General features: G+C 70.8%; 18 protein-coding genes. 7 read left to right on the top strand and 11 right to left on the bottom strand.

Going from position 1 to position 21904, the window contains the following annotated elements:
* The gene (locus ACQPXM_RS22530) at positions 1-771 is read right to left on the bottom strand and encodes an IclR family transcriptional regulator (protein ID WP_432936212.1); all 771 of its coding nucleotides are present in this window, start codon (positions 769-771) and stop codon (positions 1-3) included.
* Positions 772-899: 128 nt separating this feature from the next.
* Here ACQPXM_RS22530 and ACQPXM_RS22525 point away from each other — a divergent pair, with 128 nt between their 5' ends.
* Positions 900-2144, top strand: coding sequence for a DUF6986 family protein (locus tag ACQPXM_RS22525; protein WP_432936210.1), 1245 nt, complete (start codon positions 900-902; stop codon positions 2142-2144).
* Between the two features lie 3 nt (positions 2145-2147).
* Here ACQPXM_RS22525 and ACQPXM_RS22520 read toward each other — a convergent pair whose 3' ends face one another.
* The 10 genes from ACQPXM_RS22520 to ACQPXM_RS22475 all read right to left on the bottom strand — a co-directional run bounded on the left by ACQPXM_RS22520 (position 2148) and on the right by ACQPXM_RS22475 (position 14973).
* Complete coding sequence (locus ACQPXM_RS22520) at positions 2148-3509, bottom strand: 8-oxoguanine deaminase (protein ID WP_432936207.1); 1362 nt, start codon at positions 3507-3509, stop codon at positions 2148-2150.
* A 14-nt stretch (positions 3510-3523) separates the two neighbouring features.
* The gene (gene pucL, locus ACQPXM_RS22515) at positions 3524-4429 is read right to left on the bottom strand and encodes a factor-independent urate hydroxylase (protein ID WP_432936205.1); all 906 of its coding nucleotides are present in this window, start codon (positions 4427-4429) and stop codon (positions 3524-3526) included.
* 4 nt (positions 4430-4433) lie between these two features.
* Positions 4434-4790: a hydroxyisourate hydrolase gene (gene uraH, locus ACQPXM_RS22510; RefSeq protein WP_432936203.1), complete on the bottom strand. Its 357-nt coding sequence runs from the start codon at positions 4788-4790 to the stop codon at positions 4434-4436.
* The gene (gene uraD, locus ACQPXM_RS22505; RefSeq protein WP_432936200.1) at positions 4787-5299 is read right to left on the bottom strand and encodes a 2-oxo-4-hydroxy-4-carboxy-5-ureidoimidazoline decarboxylase; all 513 of its coding nucleotides are present in this window, start codon (positions 5297-5299) and stop codon (positions 4787-4789) included. The genes uraH and uraD (ACQPXM_RS22505) overlap by 4 nt, the downstream gene beginning before the upstream one ends.
* Positions 5296-6588, bottom strand: a complete 1293-nt coding sequence (guaD, locus tag ACQPXM_RS22500) for a guanine deaminase (protein WP_432936198.1) — start codon at positions 6586-6588, stop codon at positions 5296-5298. The genes uraD (ACQPXM_RS22505) and guaD overlap by 4 nt, the downstream gene beginning before the upstream one ends.
* On the bottom strand, positions 6585-7421 hold the full coding sequence (gene xdhC, locus ACQPXM_RS22495; protein WP_432936196.1) for a xanthine dehydrogenase accessory protein XdhC: 837 nt from the start codon (positions 7419-7421) through the stop codon (positions 6585-6587). Before xdhC ends, guaD begins: the two co-directional genes overlap by 4 nt.
* A 1-nt stretch (position 7422) precedes the next feature.
* Entirely contained in the window at positions 7423-9843 is a 2421-nt protein-coding gene (xdhB, locus tag ACQPXM_RS22490) for a xanthine dehydrogenase molybdopterin binding subunit (RefSeq protein WP_432936193.1), read from the bottom strand.
* Positions 9840-11276, bottom strand: a complete 1437-nt coding sequence (locus tag ACQPXM_RS22485; protein ID WP_432936191.1) for a xanthine dehydrogenase small subunit — start codon at positions 11274-11276, stop codon at positions 9840-9842. Before ACQPXM_RS22485 ends, xdhB begins: the two co-directional genes overlap by 4 nt.
* Complete coding sequence (gene uraD / locus ACQPXM_RS22480; RefSeq protein ID WP_432936189.1) at positions 11273-13201, bottom strand: 2-oxo-4-hydroxy-4-carboxy-5-ureidoimidazoline decarboxylase; 1929 nt, start codon at positions 13199-13201, stop codon at positions 11273-11275. The genes ACQPXM_RS22485 and uraD (ACQPXM_RS22480) overlap by 4 nt, the downstream gene beginning before the upstream one ends.
* Before the next feature lie 143 nt (positions 13202-13344).
* Complete coding sequence (locus ACQPXM_RS22475; protein WP_432936187.1) at positions 13345-14973, bottom strand: PucR family transcriptional regulator; 1629 nt, start codon at positions 14971-14973, stop codon at positions 13345-13347.
* 126 nt (positions 14974-15099) lie between these two features.
* On the opposite strand from ACQPXM_RS22475, the gene ACQPXM_RS22470 reads away from it, so the two are divergent.
* From ACQPXM_RS22470 to ACQPXM_RS22445, 6 genes are read left to right on the top strand one after another with little or no spacing between them, the layout of a single operon-like run.
* Complete coding sequence (locus ACQPXM_RS22470; RefSeq protein WP_432936185.1) at positions 15100-15909, top strand: hydroxypyruvate isomerase family protein; 810 nt, start codon at positions 15100-15102, stop codon at positions 15907-15909.
* A complete protein-coding gene (locus tag ACQPXM_RS22465; protein ID WP_432936183.1) occupies positions 15906-16805 on the top strand; it encodes a 2-hydroxy-3-oxopropionate reductase in 900 nt (299 codons plus the stop codon). Before ACQPXM_RS22470 ends, ACQPXM_RS22465 begins: the two co-directional genes overlap by 4 nt.
* On the top strand, positions 16805-18580 hold the full coding sequence (gene gcl, locus ACQPXM_RS22460) for a glyoxylate carboligase (protein WP_432936181.1): 1776 nt from the start codon (positions 16805-16807) through the stop codon (positions 18578-18580). Before ACQPXM_RS22465 ends, gcl begins: the two co-directional genes overlap by 1 nt.
* Positions 18580-19725, top strand: a complete 1146-nt coding sequence (locus tag ACQPXM_RS22455) for a glycerate kinase (protein ID WP_432936178.1) — start codon at positions 18580-18582, stop codon at positions 19723-19725. Before gcl ends, ACQPXM_RS22455 begins: the two co-directional genes overlap by 1 nt.
* Complete coding sequence (gene allB, locus ACQPXM_RS22450) at positions 19722-21065, top strand: allantoinase AllB (RefSeq protein WP_432936176.1); 1344 nt, start codon at positions 19722-19724, stop codon at positions 21063-21065. The genes ACQPXM_RS22455 and allB overlap by 4 nt, the downstream gene beginning before the upstream one ends.
* On the top strand, positions 21062-21895 hold the full coding sequence (locus ACQPXM_RS22445) for a bifunctional allantoicase/(S)-ureidoglycine aminohydrolase (protein ID WP_432936174.1): 834 nt from the start codon (positions 21062-21064) through the stop codon (positions 21893-21895). The genes allB and ACQPXM_RS22445 overlap by 4 nt, the downstream gene beginning before the upstream one ends.
* The last annotated feature ends 9 nt before the right edge of the window (positions 21896-21904 follow it).

Raw genomic sequence — 21904 nt, 5'->3', positions numbered from 1 at the left:
TCAGTTCAGGTCGTCCGACAAGGATCGGGCGGCCTGGGCAAGCAGCGGGATCGCCTGGTCCACCAGGGTTTCGGTCATCCGGCCGGCCGGGCCCGAGATGGACAACGCGAGCCGGGACGGTACGTCGGGTACCGGTACGGCGATGCAGCGCACGCCGAGCTCCTGCTCGCCCTCGTCGGTGGCGTAGCCGTCCTGCTCGGCTTTGCGCAGTTGGGCCGCGAACTCCTCGACATCGGTGATGGTGGTCTCGGTGTGCTTGGGCATCCCGGTGCGCTGCAGCAACTCCCGAACCTCCGGCTCGCGCAGCTGGGACAGAATCGCCTTGCCGACCGCGGTGCAGTGCGGCAGGACCCGGCGGCCCACCTCGGTGAACATCCGCATCGAGTGCCGGGACTGGACCTGGGCCAGGTACACGATCTGGTCGCCGTCGAGCATCGCCAGGTTGGCCGACTCGCCGAGCTCGTCGACCAGGTGGGCCAGGTGTGGCCGCGCCCAGACACTCAGCATGTGCGAGGAGGTCTCACCGAGCCGGATCAACTTCGGGCCCAGCACGTACTGGCGGGACGGCTCCTGGCGGACGTAACCGAGCTCGACGAGCGTACGGACCAGGCGGTGGATCGTCGGCAGCGGCAGCCCGGACGCGGTGGCGAGCTGGGACAGGCCCATCATGCCGCCGGCGTCGGCCATCATCTCGAGCAGGCCGAAGGCGCGCTCGATGGACTGCACGCTACCCGAGCGGGCGGTCCGCGCACTGCCGTTGGCTTCCGTCACGGTGTCTCCTTCATTTCCGGATGGCGGAAGTCTAACGTCAGATGCTGGAACCTCAAGAGCTTGCCGGTTCCGCAGAGTAGATATTAGTATCCGCGATACGGAATCATGAGCCTGGATGGGGTGGACGGATGACGGAGCTCGACGCTCTCGCCGACGAGCTGGACCGACGGCTGGCCGCGGCGGACGCCGTACTGGCAGCGCGCTATCCGGGGGATCGCGGGGTTCGCCAGCCGGTCCACACCGTCTACGTTCCCGCCGACCAGTACGGCGCCGGCACGGTCGCGGCGTGGGCCGCGGAGGCGAAGGCCGCGCTGGCGGCGCATGGCGGATCGGCGGACGAGCTGGCCGCGGCGGTCGACCTGCCTGCTGCCGAAGGCGTGCACGACCGGGTCGTCGCCAAGCTGGACGACGAGCCGATCGAGGACCTGCGCATCGACTTCGAGGACGGTTACGGCACCCGGTCCGACGACGAGGAGGACGCCGCGGCGATCGGCGCGGCCCGGGCCCTGGCGGAGACCGTCGAGGCGGGCACCGCGCCGCCGTACCACGGTCTGCGGATCAAGTCGCTGGAGGCGCCGAGCCGCCGGCGCGGGGTGCGCACGCTCGACCTGTTCGTCGGCGAGCTGGCGTCGGCCGGGGCGTTGACCGACGGCTTCGTGATCACGCTCGCGAAGGTGACCTCGGTCGAGCAGATCGAGGCGATGGTCGTGGTCCTGGACGCGGTGGAGCGGGCGCACGGGACGCCGCGGCTGACGTTCGAGATCCAGGTCGAGACGCCGCAGGCGATTCTCGGGCCGGACGGTACGGCGCTGATCGCGCGGATGATCGGCGCGGGCGCGGGCCGGGTGACCGGGCTGCACTACGGCACGTACGACTACTCGGCCTCGCTGGGCGTCGCGGCGGCGTACCAGAGCATGGAGCATCCGGTCGCGGACCACGCGAAGAACGTGATGCAGTTGGCCGCGGCCGGTACCGGCGTCTTCGTCTCCGACGGCTCGACCAACGTGCTGCCCGTCGGCGACCGCGACGCAGTGCACGCCGCCTGGCGGCTGCACGCGCGGCTGGTCCGGCGTTCGCTGGAGCGGGGCATCTACCAGGGCTGGGACATGCATCCCGCCCAACTTCCGAGCCGCTTCCTGGCTACGTACTCGTTCTACCGCGAGGGCTTGGAGGCCGCCGCCGCTCGCCTTCGCGCGTACGCCGGACAGGGGGAGTCCGGCTACCTCGACGAGCCCGCGACCGCGGCAGCTCTCGCGGGGTTCGTGCTGCGTGCCGTCGAGTGCGGAGCTGTCGACCAGACGGAGGTCGACAAGCTGACCGGCCTCAGCCCAGCCGCCCTCGCAAGCCTGGCCAAACGCAAGCTCCGCAGCTGACGCTCACTTCGCTTTCGCGAGGAGGGCCCGCTGCGTTTGCGTGACCTTGGCGGCAACAACTGACTCGTCGACGGTGACTACCGTGTCGTGCTCCACCACCGGCCGCCCGTTCACCAGCAGGAGTTCGAGCGGCGGGGGAGCGCCCAGGACGAGCGCCGCCACCGGATCCGCGATGCCCGCGTGCGGGAGTGTGTCGAGGCGCCACAACGCGAGGTCGGCCAGTTTGCCGACCTCGATCGAGCCGATCTCGTGTTCGCGGCCGAGCAGGCGCGCGCCTCCCAAGGTCGCCAGTTCCAAGGCGGACCGGACGTCGAGGGCTCGGGGGCCGCCCCGGGCCCGGGCGAACAGAACGGCGTGCCGGACCTCCTCGAGCAGGCTGCCGGCTTCGTTGCTCGCGGCACCGTCCACCCCGAGGCCGACCGGGCACCCGGCCGCGCGCAGATCGGCCACGCGGGCGATCCCCGCGCCGAGCCGTGCGTTGGAGCTGGGACAGTGCGCGACGCCCGTTCCCGTGTGCCCCAGCCGCTTGATCTCCGCGTCGCCGAAGTGGATGCCGTGCGCGAACCACACGTCCGATCCGGTCCAGCCGAGCTCTTCGGCGTACTGCGACGGCGTACAGCCGAATCGTTGCTCGCACCAGTCGGCTTCGTCGGTCGTCTCGGCCAGGTGCGTGTGCAGCCGTACGCCGCGCCGGCGGGCGAGTTCGGCGGCCTCGCGCATGAGGTCCCCGGTCACGGTGAACGGCGAGCAGGGCGCCACGGCGATCTGGAGCATCGAGCCCGGGGAAGGATCGTGCCAGCGGTCGATCGCCGCCTCGGTCGCGCGCAGGATCTCGTCGCGGTCCTGCACCACCGTGTCGGGCGGCAAGCCGCCGTCCTTCACGCTGAGGTCCATCGAGCCGCGCGCGGGATGGAACCGCAGTCCCACCTCGGCGGCGGCGAGGATCTCCGCCGCGAACACGTCGCCGCCCGCGCGAGGGAACACGTAGTGGTGATCCGCGGCCGTCGTGCACCCGGTCCGCGCGAGCTGAGCCAGTCCGCCCGTCGCGGCGACGTGCACCGACTCCTCGTCGATGCCGGCCCACGCCGGATACAGCGTCGTCAGCCACTCGAACAGTCCGGCGTCGGGCGCGAGTCCCCGCGTCACCCACTGGTACAGATGGTGGTGGGTGTTGACGAAGCCGGGCGTGAGCACACACCCACGCCCGTCGACCACCCTGGCTCCCTCGTACGCCGCCGCCGGCCCGGTGCCGACAGCAACAATCCGGTGGCCTTCGACCACAACATGCCCGGTCACGAACTCGCGCCGGTCCCGGTCGACGGTGACCACCGTCGCCCCGTCGACGACGATCGTCCCGGCGCTCATCCGCACCGCCGGGCTCAGACGAAGCCGGGAACGGCGTGCCAGGCGCTGCCCGCGTCGCTGGCGTCGTCACGCACGACGGTCGCCTCGATCAACCCGTACGGCCGGTCCGCGGCGATGAAGACCTCACCGGGGTTGTCCACGCCGAACGGACTCAGGTCCACCAGGAAGTGATGCTTGTTCGGCGCCGAGAACTTGATCTCCGCGACCTCCGGGTGCCGCTCGAGCACCGCCTCGCCCATGCCGTACAGCGTCTGCTGCAACGCGTAGCTGTGGATTTTCGCGAACTGCTCGAGCAGCAGCCCCTTGATCTCGTCGTACGACTTGTCCCAGTCGACCTCGGTGTGGTCGTAGCGCCACCGGGCCACCAGCGACGTGGCGAGGATCCGGTCGTTGGTCTCCGGCAGCGTCGTGTACTTGTCCTTGCGGAAGCCGTGGAACTCCGAGCCGGTGGACTTCAGCACCACCAGCTCGCTGATGCCCGACACCACGTGCGCCGTCCGCTCGCTGCCGCGGCCCTCGACGTTGACGACCGTGGTCCGGACGCCGGCGCCGGAACGGACGAAGGAGTGGTCGTGCTCCTGGCCGTCGACCAGGATCCGCTCCCACGGGTACTCCTCGATCGCGATCCGCGCGCCGTCGGCGGCCGGGGTGGCCTCGAGGAAATGGTCGCCGAGGGTCAGCGCGAAGTCCTCGATCGCGCCGACGCCCTTCTCCTTGGCGAAGGCGAACGCGGTGTTCTTCTGGGTGTCGGTCGGCAGCACCTCGGCCTGGTCGCCGGTGATGTGCGCGTCCTCGAACCGGCCGCGCAACGCCGACGACACGTTGAGGTCGCGGATCTGGTGGCGCGGGGTGTCACGGTAGATGCGCACGACGCGGCTCTCGGCCTTGCCGTACTGGTTGGCTCCCAGGTGGATCGCCATCGGATCAGCTCCCTCGATAGGTGGAGTACGCGAACGGGCTGAGCAGCAGTGGGACGTGGTGGTGCCGCTCGTCGGTGATCGTGAAGGTCACGGTGACCTCGGGAAAGAACATCTCCTGGCCGGACGCGGTCGCGTAGGCGGCCACGTCGAACCGGAGTTGATAGGTGCCGGGTGCGAGCCCGTGCGGGGTGAGGTCCTTGATCCGGCCGTCCTCGTCGGTCCAGCCGGACCCGAGCTCGACCACCAGCTCGGCGGCCCGGTCGCCCGGACGCTCGTCGGCGATCCGCGACAGCCTGACCGGTACGCCGCGGGCCGGCCGGCCCAGACCGGTGTCCAGGACGTGCGTGCTGACGGTGCTCATACCGAGATCTCCTGGTCGACGACCTTGCTGAGTCGCAGGACGGCGATCTTGCGCAGTTCGTCCCGTAGGACGGCCCGTTCGGTGGCCTCGTCGTTGCCGAGCCGCCGGCGCAGCTCGGCCAGCAGCTCGCCGGCCGACAAGCCGGTCGCGCAGATCAGGAAGACCCGGCCGAACCGCTGCTCGTACTCGCGGTTGCCCTCGGCAAGCGCAGCCCGTACGCCGGTGTCGTCGCCGACCCCGGCCTGTTCGTCGCGGGACCACGAGGCCTCGGTGCTCTCGCCGGACGCGCGATCACCGATCCGCGGATGCGCCGCGAGCGCTCGCTCGACTTCCGCCTCGTCGAAGTCGCGCGCCGCCTGGTCCGCGACCTCGGTCAGCGCCGCGACGTCGTCGTACGGGCGGCCGGCGAGCACACGGTCGACCCAACGGTCGACGTCGCAACAGGCGGCGAGCATCGGTCTGAGCCGCTCCTCGGACAGAGCGTTGAAACCACGCAGATCCACGGTCATGCCTCCTTCGGGGTCAGCAGTTCGCCGTCGATCCAGACGGCGCGGACGTCGGCCGGAGTGCCGAGCGTGAAGACCCTGGCCAGCACGTCCTCGGCGTCGGCCGCGTGCGTGATGCCCACGCCGAGCGGGGAGTTGTCCGCCGGGCGCAGCAGCTGGGCGTCGAAGCGTTTGCCGACGCTCAGGTCGCCGATCTCGGCCTCGAGGCCGAGGGCCGCGGCACCGGCGGTGGTGGACAGGTGCAGCAGGTGGGCCGACGTCAGCGGGTGGCCGTGGTCGCCGAGCAGTTGCTGGCAGAAGTAGGCCTGCAGCCCTTCCTTCAGCAGCGAGAATCCGGTGCCCGCGCCGACGTCCGATCCGAGCGCGACCCGAACGCCGTGGTCGAGGTGCCGGCCGATCGGGAAGAGCCCGCTGCCGAGCGCGGCGTTGCTGGTGGGGCAATGCGCCACGGTGGCGCCGCTCGCGCCGAGCAGCTTCAGCTCGACGTCGGTGGGGTGGACGTTGTGGGCGAAGACGCTCCGCCGGCCGACGAGGCCGTGCCGGTCGTACGTGCTGAGGTAGTCGCTGCCGCCGAAGAGCTCGGCGACGGTGGCGATCTCCGCCTCGTTCTCGTTCAGGTGCGAGGTGAACCACGCGTCCGGGACCTCGGTCAGGACCGCGTGACACGCCTCGAGCAGGTCGTCCGTGCACGACAGCGAGAAGCGCGGCGTCACGGCGTACCGGTTCCGGCCGACGCCGTGCCAGCGGGAGGCCAGTGCGATCGACTCGGCGTGGGCGCGTTCGGGAGTCGTCAGCAGGTCGGGCCGGAGCAACCGGTCGCTGACGACCAGGCCGCTGGTGATCCGCAGCCCGACCTGGGCCGCGGCGGTGAACAGGGTGTCCATCGCGTCGACGTAGTGGGCGCCGAAGACCATCGCGCTCGTCGTACCGGCGGCCACGAGGCCGCGGACGAACTCGTCGGCGACACCGGCGGCGTACGCGGCGTCGGCCATCTTGGCCTCCTCCGGCAGCGCGTACCGGTCGAGCCACTCCAGCAACGGCATGCCCATCCCGCCGACCGCGCGGATCTGCGGGAAGTGCACGTGGGTGTCGACGAACCCGGGCAGCACCAGCCCGCCGGTCAGGTCGACGACCTGCTCGGCCGGATGGGCGCGGCGCAGCTCCGCGAACGGGCCGCGGGCGCGGATCACGCCGTGCTCGACCAGCAGCGCGGCGTCGGTTGCCACCCGCAACGAACCGCCGGTGAACGGGTTGTCGGGGGTGTCGAGGAACGTGCCTCGGAACAGGGTCATGCGTCTGCCTCACACTGGGCCGGCGCAGGGTTGCGCTCGGCGATGAACATTTGCAGCAGGCGGGCCGCGACACTGACAGCGATCGTGGCCGGCTCCTTGCCGGACAGGTCCGGCAGGCCGATCGGGGTGGTGATCCGGGCGATCGCCTCGGGCGAGTTGCCGTCCTCGGCGAGTTTGCGCTGGAACCGGGCCCACTTCGCGCTGGACCCGATCAGGCCGATCGTCGCCAGGTGCTCGCTGCGCAGGGCCGCGTCGCAGAGGGCGGCGTCCTCCGCGTGGTCGTGGGTCATCACCAGGACGTGCGTTCCGGGTGGCAGCTCGCCGACCACCAACTCGGGCAGCACGGGGACCTGGTGGACGTGGACGCCGGCGACGGCGTCGTCCAGCACGGACAGCCGTTCGGGAGTCAGCTGGCCGGGCCGCGAGTCGACCAGGTGGAGCTCGAGGTCGTGCCGCGCGAGGATGCGCGCGAGCTCGAGTCCGACGTGACCGAGACCGAAGATCGCCACGGACGGGACCGCGGCGAGCGGCTCGAGCAGCAGCTTCACCTCACCGCCGCAGCACTGAACCGCCTGCTGGTACGGCGCCTTGTCCGACAGCGCGAACTCCAGCACCTCGGGCTGCGTCAGTCCCTCGGCGATCATCGCGCGGGCGCGGTCGACGGCAACCATCTCCAGGTTGCCGCCGCCGACCGTCGCCCAGGTCCGTTCGGCAGAGACGACCATTTTGGCGCCGGCCTCCCGCGGCGAGTGCCCACGCACGGAGATCACGGTGACCAGCACGGCGGGCAGCCGCTGCTCCCGAAGGTGCTGAACCGCTCGGATCCACTCCATCTCAGACTCCACTCAGACTGGAGGGGGAGGGGAGGGCAGGCTCGCCCCGGCCACGAGCGGCTTCGCCGCCGCGGGCGGCGCCGGCGGGAGAGTGGGCCGCTGAGCGCGCGTTGTCGAGCGCCCAGTACACGGCCTCCGGGGTCGCCGGGGAGGCCAAGTCCACGCTCGTCCCCACCGGCCCGAACGCGGCTGCGGCCTGCCGCAGCGCCTCGCGGACCGAGAAAGCGAGCATCAGCGGCGGCTCGCCGACCGCCTTCGAGCCGTAGACCGCGCCGTCCTCGTGCGCCTTCTCCAGCAGGTGCACGTTGAAAACCTGCGGCATCTCCGAGAAGCTCGGCAGCTTGTAGGTACTCGCGGCCTGCGTCGCGAGCCGGCCGCGGTGCGGGCCGTCGCTCTCGTCCCAGCGCAGGTCCTCCAGCGTCAGCCAGCCGGTGCCCTGGACGAAGCCGCCCTCGATCTGGCCGAGGTCGATCAGCGGGCTGAGGCTGTCGCCGACGTCGTGCACGATGTCGACCCGGCGCAACGTATAAGCGCCGGTGAAGCCGTCGACCTCGACTTCGGACGCGGCCACGCCGTACGCGAAGTACTTGAACGGCTCGCCGTGCATCGCGTTGGCGTCCCAGTGCAGTCCCTCGGTCCGGTAGAAGCCGGCGGCCCAGAGCTGGACGCGCTGGAAGTAGGCCGCGAGCACGACGTCCTCCCAGCTCAGGCTTCCTCCTTGCAGCCCGCGGACGACGCCGTCGGCGAACCGGACGTCGTGGGCGTGCAGTCCGAGCCGGCTGCCGGCGACCTGGGCGAGGCGTTCGCGGATCTGCTCGCAGGCGTTCTTGATCGCCGCGCCGTTGAGGTCGGCCCCGGAGCTGGCCGCGGTCGCGGAGGTGTTGGGCACCTTGTCGGTCCGGGTCGGCGCCAGCCGGACCCGCTCCAGCGGTACGCCGAGCGTCGTCGCGGCGACCTGCAGCATCTTCGTGTGCAGGCCCTGTCCCATCTCGGTGCCGCCGTGGTTGATCAGCACCGAGCCGTCCTTGTAGACGTGCACCAACGCGCCGGCCTGGTTGAACGCGGTCAGGTTGAACGAGATGCCGAACTTCACCGGCGTCATCGCCAGCCCGCGCTTGGTGTTCGGGTGGTTCGCGTTGAACTGCTCGATCTCCGCCTGCCGCCGCTCGACCTCGGCGCCGCGGAGCACCTCGCTCCAGCAGGCCTCCAGCCGCTCCGCGTGCCGAACGGGTTGCCCGTACGGCGTGGTGTGGCCGGGCCGGTAGAGGTTGCGGCGCCGCAGCTCCATCGCGTCGTACCCGAGCAGCGGCGCGCAGCGGCCGAGCACGTCCTCGATGACGAGCATGCCCTGCGGACCGCCGAAGCCGCGGAAGGCGGTCTGGGAGGTCTTGTTCGTCTTGGCGATCCGGCCGTCGACCCGGACGTTGGGAATCCAGTACGCGTTGTCGATGTGGCACATCGCGCGGGCGAGCACTGGCTCCGACAGGTCGAGGCTCCAGCCGCCATCGGAGGTGAGCGTGGCGTCGAGCGCGACCAGCCTGCCGTCGGCGTCGAAGCCGGCCCGCCACTGGCTGTGGAAACCGTGGCGCTTGCCGGACATCGTCACGTCCTGCGTGCGGTTGAGCCGCAGCCGCACCGGCCGCCCGGTCAGCGTCGCGCCGAGTGCGGCGATCGCCGCGAACCCGTGCGGCTGCATCTCCTTGCCGCCGAAGCCCCCGCCCATCCGCAGGCACTGCACGGTCACCGCGTGGCTGGCCACGCCGAGCACGTGCGCGACGATCTCCTGGGTCTCCGACGGGTGCTGGCTGCTGCTCTGCACGAAGATCTGGCCGGCCTCGTCGACCAGCGCCAGCGCGACGTGCGTCTCCAGGTAGAAGTGCTCCTGCCCGGCGAACTCGAACTCGGCCTGGAACACGTGGGCCGCCGTCGCCAGCGCGGTCTCGACGTCACCGCGCTCCAGGTGCCGCCCGGTGCCCTGGAAGTTGCCGGCGGCAATCGCTTCGCGGACCGTGACCAGCGAGGGCAGCGGCTCGTACTCGACCTGCACGGCCTCGGCGCCGAGCCGCGCCGCCTCCAGGGTTTCGCCGAGCACCCAGCAGATCGCGTGCCCGTGGAACATCACCTCGGCGTCGGGGAACAGCGGCTCGTCGTGCTTCACCCCGGCGTCGTTGACGCCCGGTACGTCGTCCGAGGTGAGCACCCGGACCACTCCCGGTACGTCGTACGCGGGCTTGACCTGCAGGTCGACGATGCGCGCGTGCGCGTGCGGCGACTGGACCGGCCAGGCGTGCAGGACGTCGCGGGTCCGGACGACGAGGTCGTCGATGTAGAGGGCCTCGCCGGTGACGTGCAGCGCGGCGCTCTCGTGCGGCAACGGCAGACCGACCACGGCCTCGGCCGGTCGCTCGGACAACTGGCTCATGCGCTGACCCCCTCGACGTGGAGCTGCTGGGCGTGGAAGCGGAGGAGCGACTGGCCGAGCATCGCCGACCGGTACGACGCGCTGGCGCGGTGGTCGTCCAGCGGGGTGCCCTCGGTAGCCATCACCGCGGCGGCTTCGCGGACCGTTCGCTCGGTCCAGGGCCGGCCGGCCAGCGCCTGCTCGGTCGCGTGAGCGCGGATCGGCGTGGCCGCGACACCGCCGAGCCCGATGCGAGCCTCCCGGACCACGCCGTCGACGACATCGAGCGCGTAGCCGACCGCGACGCTGGAGATGTCGTCGAAGCGGCGCTTGGCGATCTTGTGGAACGCGGTGAGCGGCGCGAGCGGCAGCGGGACCAGGACGGCGCGGATCAGCTCGTCGGGAGCCTTGAGCGTTTCCCGGTAGCCGGTGAAGTAGTCGGCCAGGGCAACAGTTCTCTCGCCGCGGCGCGAGGTGAGGACGAGCGAGGCGTCCAGCGCGAGCAGCGCGGGCGGCGTGTCGCCGATCGGTGAACCGGTGCCGAGGTTGCCGCCGATGGTCGCGCCGTTGCGGATCAGTCGGGAGGCGAACTGGGGGAAGAGCTGTTCGAGCAGCGGGACCCGCCCGGCCAGCAGGCGCTCGATCTCGGTCAGCGTCAGCGCGGCACCGATCCGGACCTGCTCGTCGTCGACCGAGAACTCCCGCAGCTCGCTCAGCCGGTCCACCGCGACGACCAGCGGAGGCCGGTCCCCGCGCAGGTTGACCTCGACGCCCGCGTCGGTCGACCCCGCCACGACCTTCGCCTCGGGACATTCGGCGATCAGCTCCAGTACGCCGTCCAGCCGCTCCGGCCGCACGAACTCCGCTCCGTCCACCACGAGCCGCGTCGGCGCCGGCGGGGGAGGAGGACTCGACCGACGGGCGGCGAACGTGTCGTCACCGTCGGGGTCGCCCAGCGCGTACGCCGCGTCCCGGATCGGCCGGTAGCCGGTGCACCGGCACAGGTTGCCGCTCAGCGCGTGCAAGTCAAAGCCGTTCGGTCCGTGCTCACAGTCTTCTTCAGGAGAAGGAGTACGGGTGGGGCGGTAGTACTCCGCGGCCATGCTGCAGACGAAGCCCGGCGTACAGAAGCCGCACTGGGAGCCGCCGCGGACGGCGAGTTCGCGCTGGACCGGGTGCAGGTCGGAGCTGGTGCCCAGGCCCTCGGAGGTGACGATCTCCTGGCCGTCCAACGCCGCGACCGGGACCAGGCACGCGTTGATCGCGGTCCACTCGGTCGGGCTGTCGATGCCCGGCCGGGCGACCAGGACCGAGCAGGCTCCGCACTCGCCCTCCGCGCAGCCTTCCTTGGCGCCGGTCAGGCCGCGGTCGCGCAACCAGTCGAGCGCCGTGGTGTGGACGGAGGCACCCCCGAGCGGGAGGTCCTGGCCGTTGACCTTGATCGTCGTACTCATCGGTTGCTGCTCCAGCGGGTCCGTGCGCTGTGGATGGGATTGGCGTCGGTCAGGAAGTCGTCGAACCGGAAGCCGGCGATCTTCGCGATCTCCAGCAGGGCGGCGGCGTGCTCCTGGTTCTCGCAGTTGCCGAGCCGTTCGCGACCTTGCTCGACGATCCGGGCGAACGAGTCCGCGTCCCGCACCGAGATCACCAGCGGGAAGCCGAAGCGTTCGCGGTACTGCTCGGTGATCGTCGCCAGCTCGTCGCGTTCGGGCTCGGCCAGGAAGGTCAGCCCGCGCGCGGCCTGGTCCCGCAGCGACGCCTCGCCGCTGAGACCGTCGGCGACGAACTGCGAACCGAGCTGCGGGTAGGACTCGATCAGTTCGCGCTGCTCCTCGTGCGACCCGGAGAACAAGGCCTCCTGGAACGAGCGCCGCAGCGCGTGGGTGTCGGCGAACGGCCGCATGTCCCAGGCCCGCTCGACCATCCAGCGCGGTCCCTGGAAGAGCCCGGCGAAGGTCTCGACGAACTCCTCGCGGCTCATCTCGTTGACCTGGTCCAGCCGGACCGTGCTGGCGCCGGGCTGGCCGGCCACGGCCGGGCCGAAGTCCTTGCCGACGTGGTGGAAGACGATGTTCAGCACGATCGCGGTCAGGCTGCCGAGCGTGATCCCGCTGCCGAAGATGATCTCGGCCCAGCCCGGCACCGCCTGGGCGACCTGCGGCTGCGCGGTGACGTACATGGCCAGCCCGACGCTGGTCGCCACGATCACGACGTTGCGGTGGTCGTGGAAGTCGACCTTGGTCAGGGTCTGGAAGCCGACGACGGCCACGGTGGCGAACATCGCCAGGGCGGCACCGCCGAGCACCGGGTGCGGGATGCCGGCCACGATCGCGCCGGCCTTCGGGACCAGGCCGAGCAGGATCATGATCACGCCGGCCGCGGCGACCACCCAGCGGCTCTTCACCCGGGTCAGCCGGACCAGTCCGACGTTCTCGGCGAAGCAGGTGTAGGGGAAGGAGTTGAAGACGCCACCGATCGTGGTGGCCAGGCCGTCGGCGCGCAGGGCGCGGGCGATGTCCTCGCGGCCGATCCGCTTCTCGACGATCTCGCCGGTCGCGAAGACGTCACCAGTCGTCTCCACCGCGGTGATCAGCATGACGACGACCATCGAGATGATCGCGGCGACCGAGAACTGCGGCCAGCCGAAGTAGAACGGGGTGGTCACCCCGACCCAGCCGGAGTCCGCGACCGCGTCGAAGTGGGCGTCGCCGAGCGCCCAGGCGACCAGCGTGCCGACGACCAGACCGACCAGGACGGCGACGGTCGCCATGAATCCCTTGAAGATCCGCTGGATCAGCACGATCAGCGCGAGCGTTCCGAGCGCGTAGGCGAGGTACTTGCCGCTGGTCGGGTCCGAGTTCGGGCCCGCGCCGCCGGTGGCGTCCGCGGCCGCGACCGGGAGCAGCGCCAGCCCGATGATCGTGATCACCGAGCCGGTGACGACCGGCGGGAAGAAGCGGATCAGCCGGCTGAAGAAGGGCGCGACGAAAAACGTCGCCAGCCCGGCCACCAGCACCGCGCCGTAGATCACCAGCAGCCCGTCGGTCCCGCCGCCCGCGGCCAGGCCGATCGCGATCATCGGCGACACCGCCGTGAACGTCACGCCCTGCAGCAGCGGCAGCCGGACACCGATCTTCCAGAATCCGACCGACTGGATGATCGAGGCGATGCCGCAGGTGAACAGGTCGGCGTTGATCAGGTGCACCAGTTGCTCGGTGCTGAGGCCGATCGAGTTCGCCAGCAGGATCGGGACGATCACCGCGCCGGCGTAGAACGCGAGCACGTGCTGCGTGCCGTAGACGGCGAGACGTCCGGGCGACATCAGCTCGTCGACGGGATGACGAGACGATTGGCGTCGGGGGCGCAGGGCTGCCTTCATCGAACACCCTCCAAGGGGTCGGCGGCGGATTGTGACCTGCACGACAGCTTGCGTTCACCGCGCGGTTGCGGGCTAGCGACGAACCTCCGAAGATCGCCCGCTCCGGTCCACCCGGTTCTGTGCGATCACCCAAACGGCGGGGCTCAGAGCGACTTGAGCGCCAGGAACACGTCGATCTTGTCCTCGAGCTGCGACAGATCGCGATCGGTCAGTTGCTCAACGCGTTCGATCCGGTACCGGACCGTGTTGACGTGCAGGTGCATCGCCTCGGCGGTCCGCGCCCACGAACCCGAGCAGGCCAGGAACTCGCGCAGCGTGGCGAGCAGTTCGCCACCGGTCCTGCGGTCGTGCTCGAGCACCGGTCCGAGCACCCGATGGGTGTACGTACGCCGTACGTCGTCAGGCACCGTGGCGAGCAGCAGTACGTGCGAGGCGACCTGGTCCGACGTCACCACCGACACGGGAGTGAGGCCGGCCCGGGCGACCCGGTGGGCGAAGCGCGCCTCCTCGAGTGCACCGGCCAGCGCGTCGACCGCGGTCTCGCCGCTGATGCCGACCGCGATCCGGGACCGGCCCAGGCCCGGCGCGAGCCGGCCGAACGCGCGCCGCAGCAGGACCGGCAAATCAGGGGCCCAGGGCAACAACCCGATCAGCACGCCGTCCCGGCCGGGCGCAACCGTTGCCGGGCCGGCCGCGCCGGGTGCTCCGTCGGCACGTCGAGCGCCGTTGGCGTCGGCGCCGCCCGCGCGGCCGCCGGGCATCGCGGCGCCGGCCACGTCCTCGAAGACGGTGATCGCCACCTCGGCGGCGCCGGCATCGCGCGGCACCTGGTCGACAGGGTGCGGCGTGACCAGTTCGGCGACGACCACCACCATCGGCCTGTCCGGCTGTGCACCGGCCTGGCGGAGCCGGGTAGTTACTTCGGGCAACGGTCCGCCGGACTCGACCAGGCTCAGGGCGTCGGCCATCAACGGGCGCAGGGCGTGCCGGCCTTCGTCGCGGCGTACCCGGTCGAGGGCGGCGATGGCGCAGAGTTCGTGCACCGTTTCGACGTGGTCGCGGGGCCACTGGGAGTGGTCGCCCTCGATCACCAGCAACCAGGCGGTCAGCCGGTTCCCGAGCCCTGACCCGACCGGGAACACGCTGTACGACGCGCCGTCCGCGTCGGCGACGGCCGGAGTACGGTCGGCGGTGAGGAACCGTCGGGTGACGGCGTCGAGCGTTGTGTCGTCGAGCGCACCAGGCCCCGGTACGACGTGCCGCCCGGTCGCCGTGACGACCCGGCAGGTGTGCCCGATGTCGGCGGAGATCTGGGCGGCGAGCTCGTCGAGGCTGCGGCCGGACGCGATCGCGGAGAGCAGCTGGCGCTGGCGGACGAGGCTGGCGGACAACCGGGCGCCGGTGTCCGTGGCGGCCGCGACGTACTCGGTGATGTCCGCGAAGGCCACCTCGGTGGGCACTTCGACCAGCGTCACCTGGTGACGACGGCACGCCTCGACCAGATCCTCCGGGATGTCGCCGAGCAGGGCCTTGCCGGCCAGGATCGTGGTGGCGCCCCGGCCGGCCACCGAGGCGACGAAGGTCTCGCTGTCGGTGGGAGCGCGGCGCCAGACCAGTCCGGTGAGCACGAGCTCGCCGCCGTTGAGGTAGTTGCCGGGTTCGAGCAGGTCGGTGGTGACCAGGCGGCCGATCGGCCGGTCGAGCGCGTCCTGCGCCTGGTGCAGCAGACGCAGGCCGAGCTCCGGCGCTTCGCACAGCTCGGAGAGCAGCATTCGTTCACCTCCTGCCCCTTTGGAGAAACCTACAGCGCTCGGGGCGCTTGACGCTGCTGGTGACGGCAACCTATCGTCCTTTCGCAGAACAGAAGTTATATTCCACGATGCGGAAGATGAGAGACGATGAATCGCTTTGCGGTGAACTGCTCGATCCTTTTCACCGAACTCCCGCTGCTCGAGCGGCCCACCGCGGCGCGGCAGGCCGGCTTCGGCGCCGTCGAGTTCTGGTGGCCGTTCGCGGAGGCCGTGCCGGCCGACGCCGCGATCGACAGGTTCGTGAAGGCGGTCGACGACGCCGGCGTCGAGCTGACCGGCCTCAACTTCTTCGCCGGTGACATGCCGGGCGGCGATCGCGGCTTGGTGTCGTGGCCCGAACGGTCGGCCGAGTTCCGCGACAACATCGACGTCACGATCGGCATCGGTGAGCGGCTCGGCTGCCAGGCGTTCAACGCGCTCTACGGCAACCGGATCACCGCGCACGACGCGGCCGAGCAGGACGAACTCGCGGTCGAGAACCTGGCGCTCGCAGCCCAGGCCGCCGCACGGATCGGCGGCGTCGTCCTGGTCGAACCGGTCAGCGGCGCCGAGCGCTACCCGTTGCGGACCGCGGCCGACGCGCTCGCGGTGATCGACCGCGTCCAGGCGGCGTACGACGTACCGAACCTGGGCCTGCTCGCCGACCTCTACCACCTCGCGGTCAACGGCGACGACGTCGACCGGGTGATCGCCGAGCACCTCGACCGGATCGCGCACGTCCAGATCGCCGACGCGCCTGGACGAAACGAGCCAGGCACCGGCGATCTGCCACTGCGGGCCCAATTGGCCGCGCTCGCCGCCGGCGGCTACCGCGGCGTCGTCGGGCTCGAGTACAAGCCGTCCACCACCTCAGCCGACAGCTTCGGCTGGTTGAAGACCTCACAGGAGACCTCATGACGAACCTAGCCTTCATCGGACTCGGCATCATGGGCAGCCCGATGGCCGTCCACCTCGCGAACGCCGGGCACCAGGTGGCCGGCTACAACCTGGACATGGAGCGGGCCAAGCCGCTGGTCGCGGCGGGCGGGCGCGCCGCGGCCTCGATCGCCGACGCCGTCCGGGACGCGGACGTGGTCTGCGTGATGGTGCCCGACTCGCCCGACGTGGAGCTGGTGCTCGCGGGTCCGGACGGCGTCTTCCAGAACGCCCAGACCGGTGCTCTCGTCATCGACTTCTCCAGCATCCGGCCCGACGTCACCATCGAGCTCGCGGCTCAGGCGAAGGCGAACGGATTCCGGTTGCTCGACGCACCGGTCTCCGGCGGCGAGGCCGGGGCCCGCAACGCCGCGCTGTCGATCATGGTCGGCGGCTCGGAGGAGGACTTCCGGACCGCCAAGCCGCTGTTCGACGTGGTCGGCAAGACGATCGTGCACGTCGGCGGCAACGGCGCCGGCCAGACCGTGAAGGCCGCCAACCAGCTGATCGTTGCCGCCAACATCCAGGCGGTCTCCGAGGCGGTGGTGTTCCTGGAGGCGTACGGCGTGGACACCAAGGCCGCGCTCGAGGTGCTCGGCGGTGGGCTGGCCGGTTCGGCGGTGCTGAACCAGAAGAAGGAGAACCTGTTGTCGCGGTCGTTCGAGCCGGGGTTCCGGATCGACCTGCACCACAAGGACATGGGCATCGTCACGGCCGCCGCCCGCGAGGCCGGTGTTGTCATCCCGCTCGGTGCGCTCGTCGCCCAGCTGGTCGCGTCTGCGCGGGCCAACGGCGACGGAGGGCTCGACCACTCCGCGCTGCTGCGTGGTGTCGAGCGTCTGTCCGGCTCGGCCGGTTCGTCAGGGGCGACGAGCTGATGGCCAGGATGCGCGCGGTCGACGCCGCGGTCCTGATCCTGGAGAAGGAGGGATCCGTGCAGACCTTCGGGCTGCCGGGTGCCGCGATCAACCCCTTCTACAGCGCGATGCGCAAGCACGGCGGGATCAAGCACGTGCTGGCCCGCCACGTCGAGGCCGCCTCGCACATGGCCGAGGGCTACACCCGGGCCGCCGCCGGCAACATCGGCGTCTGTGTCGGGACCTCGGGCCCGGCCGGCACCGACATGATCACCGGCCTGTACTCCGCCTCGGCCGACTCGATCCCGATCCTGTGCATCACCGGCCAGGCGCCGGTGGCCAAGCTGCACAAGGAGGACTTCCAGGCGGTCGACATCGCCGCGATCGCGCAGCCGGTGGCGAAGTGGGCCGTCACGGTGATGGAGGCCGCGCAGATCCCGGGCACGTTCCAGAAGGCCTTCCACGTGATGCGCGAAGGGCGTCCGGGGCCGGTGCTCGTCGACCTGCCGGTCGACGTTCAGCTGGCCGAGATCGAGTTCGACATCGACACGTACGAGCCGCTGCCGGTGACCCGGCCGGCCGCGACGCGGGCCCAGGCGGAGAAGGCGCTCACGATGCTGAACGCCTCCGAGCGGCCGCTGATCGTGGCCGGTGGTGGGGTGGTGAACGCCGACGCCGCGTCGCTGCTGGTCGAGTTCGCCGAGCTGGTCGGGGTGCCTGTCGTACCGACGCTGATGGGGTGGGGGACCATCCCGGACGACCACCCGCTGGCCGCGGGGATGGTGGGGCTGCAGACGGCGCATCGTTACGGCAACGCCACGATGCTGGCCTCGGATTTCGTGCTCGGCATCGGCAACCGGTGGGCGAACCGGCACACCGGATCGCTCGCGACGTACATGGAAGGCCGGAAGTTCGTGCACGTCGACATCGAGCCGACGCAGCTCGGACGGGTGCTGGCGCCGGACTACGGCATCGTCTCGGACGCGCGGGCCGCGCTCGCGGTGTTCGTCGACGTCGCGCGGGAGTGGGCCGCGGCGGGCACGCTGGTCGATCGTTCGGACTGGGCGGGGGAGTGCAGGCAACGCCGTACGACGTTGCAGCGCAAGACGCACTTCGACACCGTGCCGATCAAGCCGCAACGCGTGTACGAGGAGATGAACCGTGCGTTCGGGCCGGAGACGCGGTACGTGTCGACGATCGGGCTGTCGCAGATCCAGGCCGCGCAAATGCTGCACGTGTATCGGCCGCGGCACTGGATCAACGCGGGTCAGGCCGGGCCGCTGGGGTGGACCGTGCCGGCGACCTTGGGTGTCGCGGTCGCGGACCCGGACTCGACCGTGGTCGCGTTGTCGGGAGACTACGACTTCCAGTTCCTGATCGAGGAGCTGGCGGTGGGAGCGCAGTTCCAGATCCCCTACATCCACGTGGTCGTGAACAACTCCTACCTCGGGTTGATCCGGCAGGCGCAGCGGGGACTGGAGATGGACTACTGCGTGCAACTGTCGTTCGACAACATCAACAGTCCGGAAGTCGGCGGGTACGGCGTCGACCACGTCAAGGTGGCCGAGGGGCTCGGGTGCAAGGCGCTGCGGGTCTCGGCGCCGGACGACATCCTGCCGGCGCTGGAACAGGCCAAGAAGCTGATGGTCGAGTTCCGGGTCCCGGTCGTGGTCGAGGTGATCCTGGAACGCGTCACGAACGTTGCCATGGGCACCGAGATCGACGGGGTGGTCGAGTTCGAGGACCTGGCCGAGCGGCCCGAGGACGCTCCGACCGCGATCGTGCCGCTCAGCTGATGCGGGTGCTGGTTGCCTCGGACAAGTTCAAGGGCACGGTCAGCAGCGCGGAGGTGGCGGCTGCCGTCGGTGACGGGGTGCGGGGAGTGTGCCCGGACGCTGTTGTCGAGTCGGTGCTCGTGGCGGATGGTGGGGACGGGACTCTGGCGGCGGCTGTCGCGGCTGGCTTCGAGCTGGTGCCGGTGGTCGCGGCGGGGCCTACGGGTGAACCGGTGCGGAGTGGATTTGCTCGACGGGGCTCGACAGCGGTGGTCGAGCTGGCGGACGTGTCCGGTCTGATTCGATTGCCCGGCGGCGCGCCTCGTCCGCTGACCGCTACCTCTCGCGGGACCGGTGAGGTGATCGCCGCGGCGATCGACGCCGGGTGCACGCGGGTGATCGTCGGGATCGGTGGGAGCGCCAGTACCGACGGGGGAGCGGGGTTGATCCGGGCACTCGGCGCTCGGGTGCTCGATGCGGCGGGGGCTGAGGTCGCAGAGGGTGGAGAGGCGTTGAGTTCGGCGAGTTCGGTCGAGCTGAGTGCTGTGGGCGAGCGGCTGAAGGGTGTCGAGATCGTGGTCGCCTGCGATGTCGACAATCCCTTGACCGGTCCGTCCGGTGCGGCGGCGACGTACGGGCCCCAGAAGGGTGCGACGCCCGAGCAAGTCGCGGTGCTCGACGATGCCCTCGACCACTGGGCGGATCTGGTCGGTGGTGCGTCGGATCTCCGTCACGTCCCCGGTGCTGGAGCGGCTGGCGGCGTCGGCTTTGCGGCGCTGGCGGTGCTCGGCGCCCGACTGCAGCCCGGGATCGAGTTGATGCTCGAGCTGGTTGGCTTTCGAGAGCGACTGGCGGGTGTTGACCTCGTGGTGACCGGAGAAGGCGCGCTCGACGAGCAGACGTTGCGCGGGAAGGCAGTCGCTGGAGTTGCCCAGGCGGCGTCCGCGGCGGGCATCCCGGTGGTGGCAGTTTGTGGGACGAATCGGCTGGATGCGGAACGACTCAAGCACGCAGGGATCGACGCGGCGTACGCGTTGACGGACCTGCAGCCAGACGTACGGCGGTGTATCGCCGATCCGGTTCCGCTGCTGCGGCGCCTCGGCGAACGCATCGCGGTCGAGCGGCTCGGGCCTACGATGAGAGCGACGGAGAGGGGCCCCGTATGACCGTGTTGGACCTCGTCATCCAGGCTCGCAGGGTGGTCGGTGCCGCGGGTGAGGCGCCGCTTGCCGTTGGCATCGAGGGCGGCCGGATCGCCGTGGTCGCGCCGTACGGGGCGGCGCTGGAGGCCGCCGAGCAGGTGCGGCTGGGCGATGACGAGGTGCTGATGCCGGGTGTCGTCGACACCCATGTGCACGTCAACGACCCGGGCCGGACCGAGTGGGAAGGGTTCACCAGCGCGACCCGCGCGGCCGCTGCCGGAGGCGTCACCACGATCGTCGACATGCCGCTCAACAGCATCCCGCCGACCTGCGACGTGCCCGCGCTGGAGCTGAAGCGGAAGACCGCCGAGCGGCAGGCGTACGTCGACGTCGGCTTCTGGGGCGGTGCGATCCCCGGCAACGTCGCCGAGCTGCGACCGCTGCACGACGCGGGGGTGTTCGGGTTCAAGTGCTTCCTGCTGCACTCGGGCGTTGACGAGTTCCCGGCGCTGGAACCGGCCGGGCTGGAGGCCGCGATGCGTGAGATCAGCGCCTTCGACGGCTTGCTGATCGTGCATGCCGAAGACGCGCACCGGATCGAGTCGGCGCCGGCGGCGAGCGGGCCGAACTACCTGGGATTCCTGCGCTCCCGTCCGCGCGAGGCGGAGAACGCGGCCGTCGCCGCGGTGGTCGAGCTGGCTCGCCGGACCGGCTGCCGGGTGCACATCCTGCACGTGTCCAGCGCCGAAGTGCTGCCGCTGATCGCCGCCGCCCGGCGCGACGGCGTACGGATCACGGCGGAGACCTGCCCGCACTACCTGACCTTCTGCGCCGAGGAGATCCCGCCCGGCGCCACGCCGTACAAGTGCTGCCCGCCGATCCGCGAAGCGGCGAACCGCGAGCTGCTCTGGCAGGGCTTGCGCGACGGGCTCATCGATTTGGTGGTGTCGGACCACTCGCCGTCGACGATCGAGCTCAAGCACCTGGCCACCGGCGACTTCGGCACCGCCTGGGGTGGGATCGCCTCGCTCCAGGTCGCGCTGCCGGCGGTGTGGACGCAGGCTCGCCGCCGTGGGTTCGGCCTGGCCGACGTCGCCCGGTGGATGTGCCAGGCGCCCGCCGAGCAAGCCGGACTGACCCGCAAGGGCCGGATCGAGCCGGGCCGCGACGCGGACTTCTGCGTCTTCGCGCCGGACGAGGCCTTCGTGGTCGATCCCGGTGCTCTGCAGCACAAGAACGCCGTCACCCCGTACGCCGGATGGCCGCTGGCCGGCGTCGTCCGCCGGACCTGGCTGCGCGGCCGACCCATCGACATCGACGCCGGCCCCCGCGGCCGGCTGCTGACCCGAGGAGACGAACGATGAATCAGCCGCGCTACTACTCGCCGGCCGGCGGGCATCCCGCGCAGACCGAGCTGACCACCGACCGCGCCGTCTTCACCGAGGCGTACGCCGTACTGCCGCGCGGCACGATGCGTGACATCGTCACCAGCCAGCTCCCGTTCTGGGACGACACCCGGCTGTGGGTGCTGGCCCGGCCGTTGTCGGGGTTCGCCGAGACGTTCTCGCAGTACATCGTGGAGGTCGCCCCCGGCGGCGGCAGCGACCGGCCCGAGACCGACCCGGGCGCCGAGGCGGTCATCTTCGTTGTCGAAGGCAACGTCGTCCTGACCGTCAGCGGCGAGAAGCACGAGCTCGCCCCCGGCAGCTACGCGTTCCTCCCGCCGGCCGCCGACTGGACGCTGCGCAACACCAGCGACCGGCTCGCCCGCTTCCACCTCGTGCGGAAGGCCTACGAGCGCGTCGACGGCATCGACGTACCGGAGGCCTTCGTCACCCACGAGGACGACGTCGAAGGCATCGAGATGCCCGGCACCGAGGGCCGCTGGAAGACCCAGCGCTTCGCCGACCCGCTCGACGTCCGGCACGACATGCACGTCAACATCGTCACCTTCGAGCCCGGCGGCGTGATCCCGTTCCCCGAGACCCACGTGATGGAACACGGCATCTACATCCTGGAGGGCAAGGCCGTCTACCTGCTGAACAAGGACTGGGTCGAGGTCCAGGAAGGCGACTTCCTCTGGCTGCGAGCCTTCTGCCCCCAGGCCTGCTACGCCGGCGGCCCGGGCCGCTTCCGCTACCTGATCTACAAGGACGTCAACCGCCACCCGAGGCTGCCGCGAACCTTCTCCTGAGCACTCGTC

This window comes from Kribbella sp. CA-253562, assembly GCF_050942265.1.
Lineage (GTDB): Bacteria > Actinomycetota > Actinomycetes > Propionibacteriales > Kribbellaceae > Kribbella.
The sequence above is the reverse complement of the archived record's forward strand: the minus strand, read 5'-3'. Positions and strand labels throughout refer to the sequence as shown.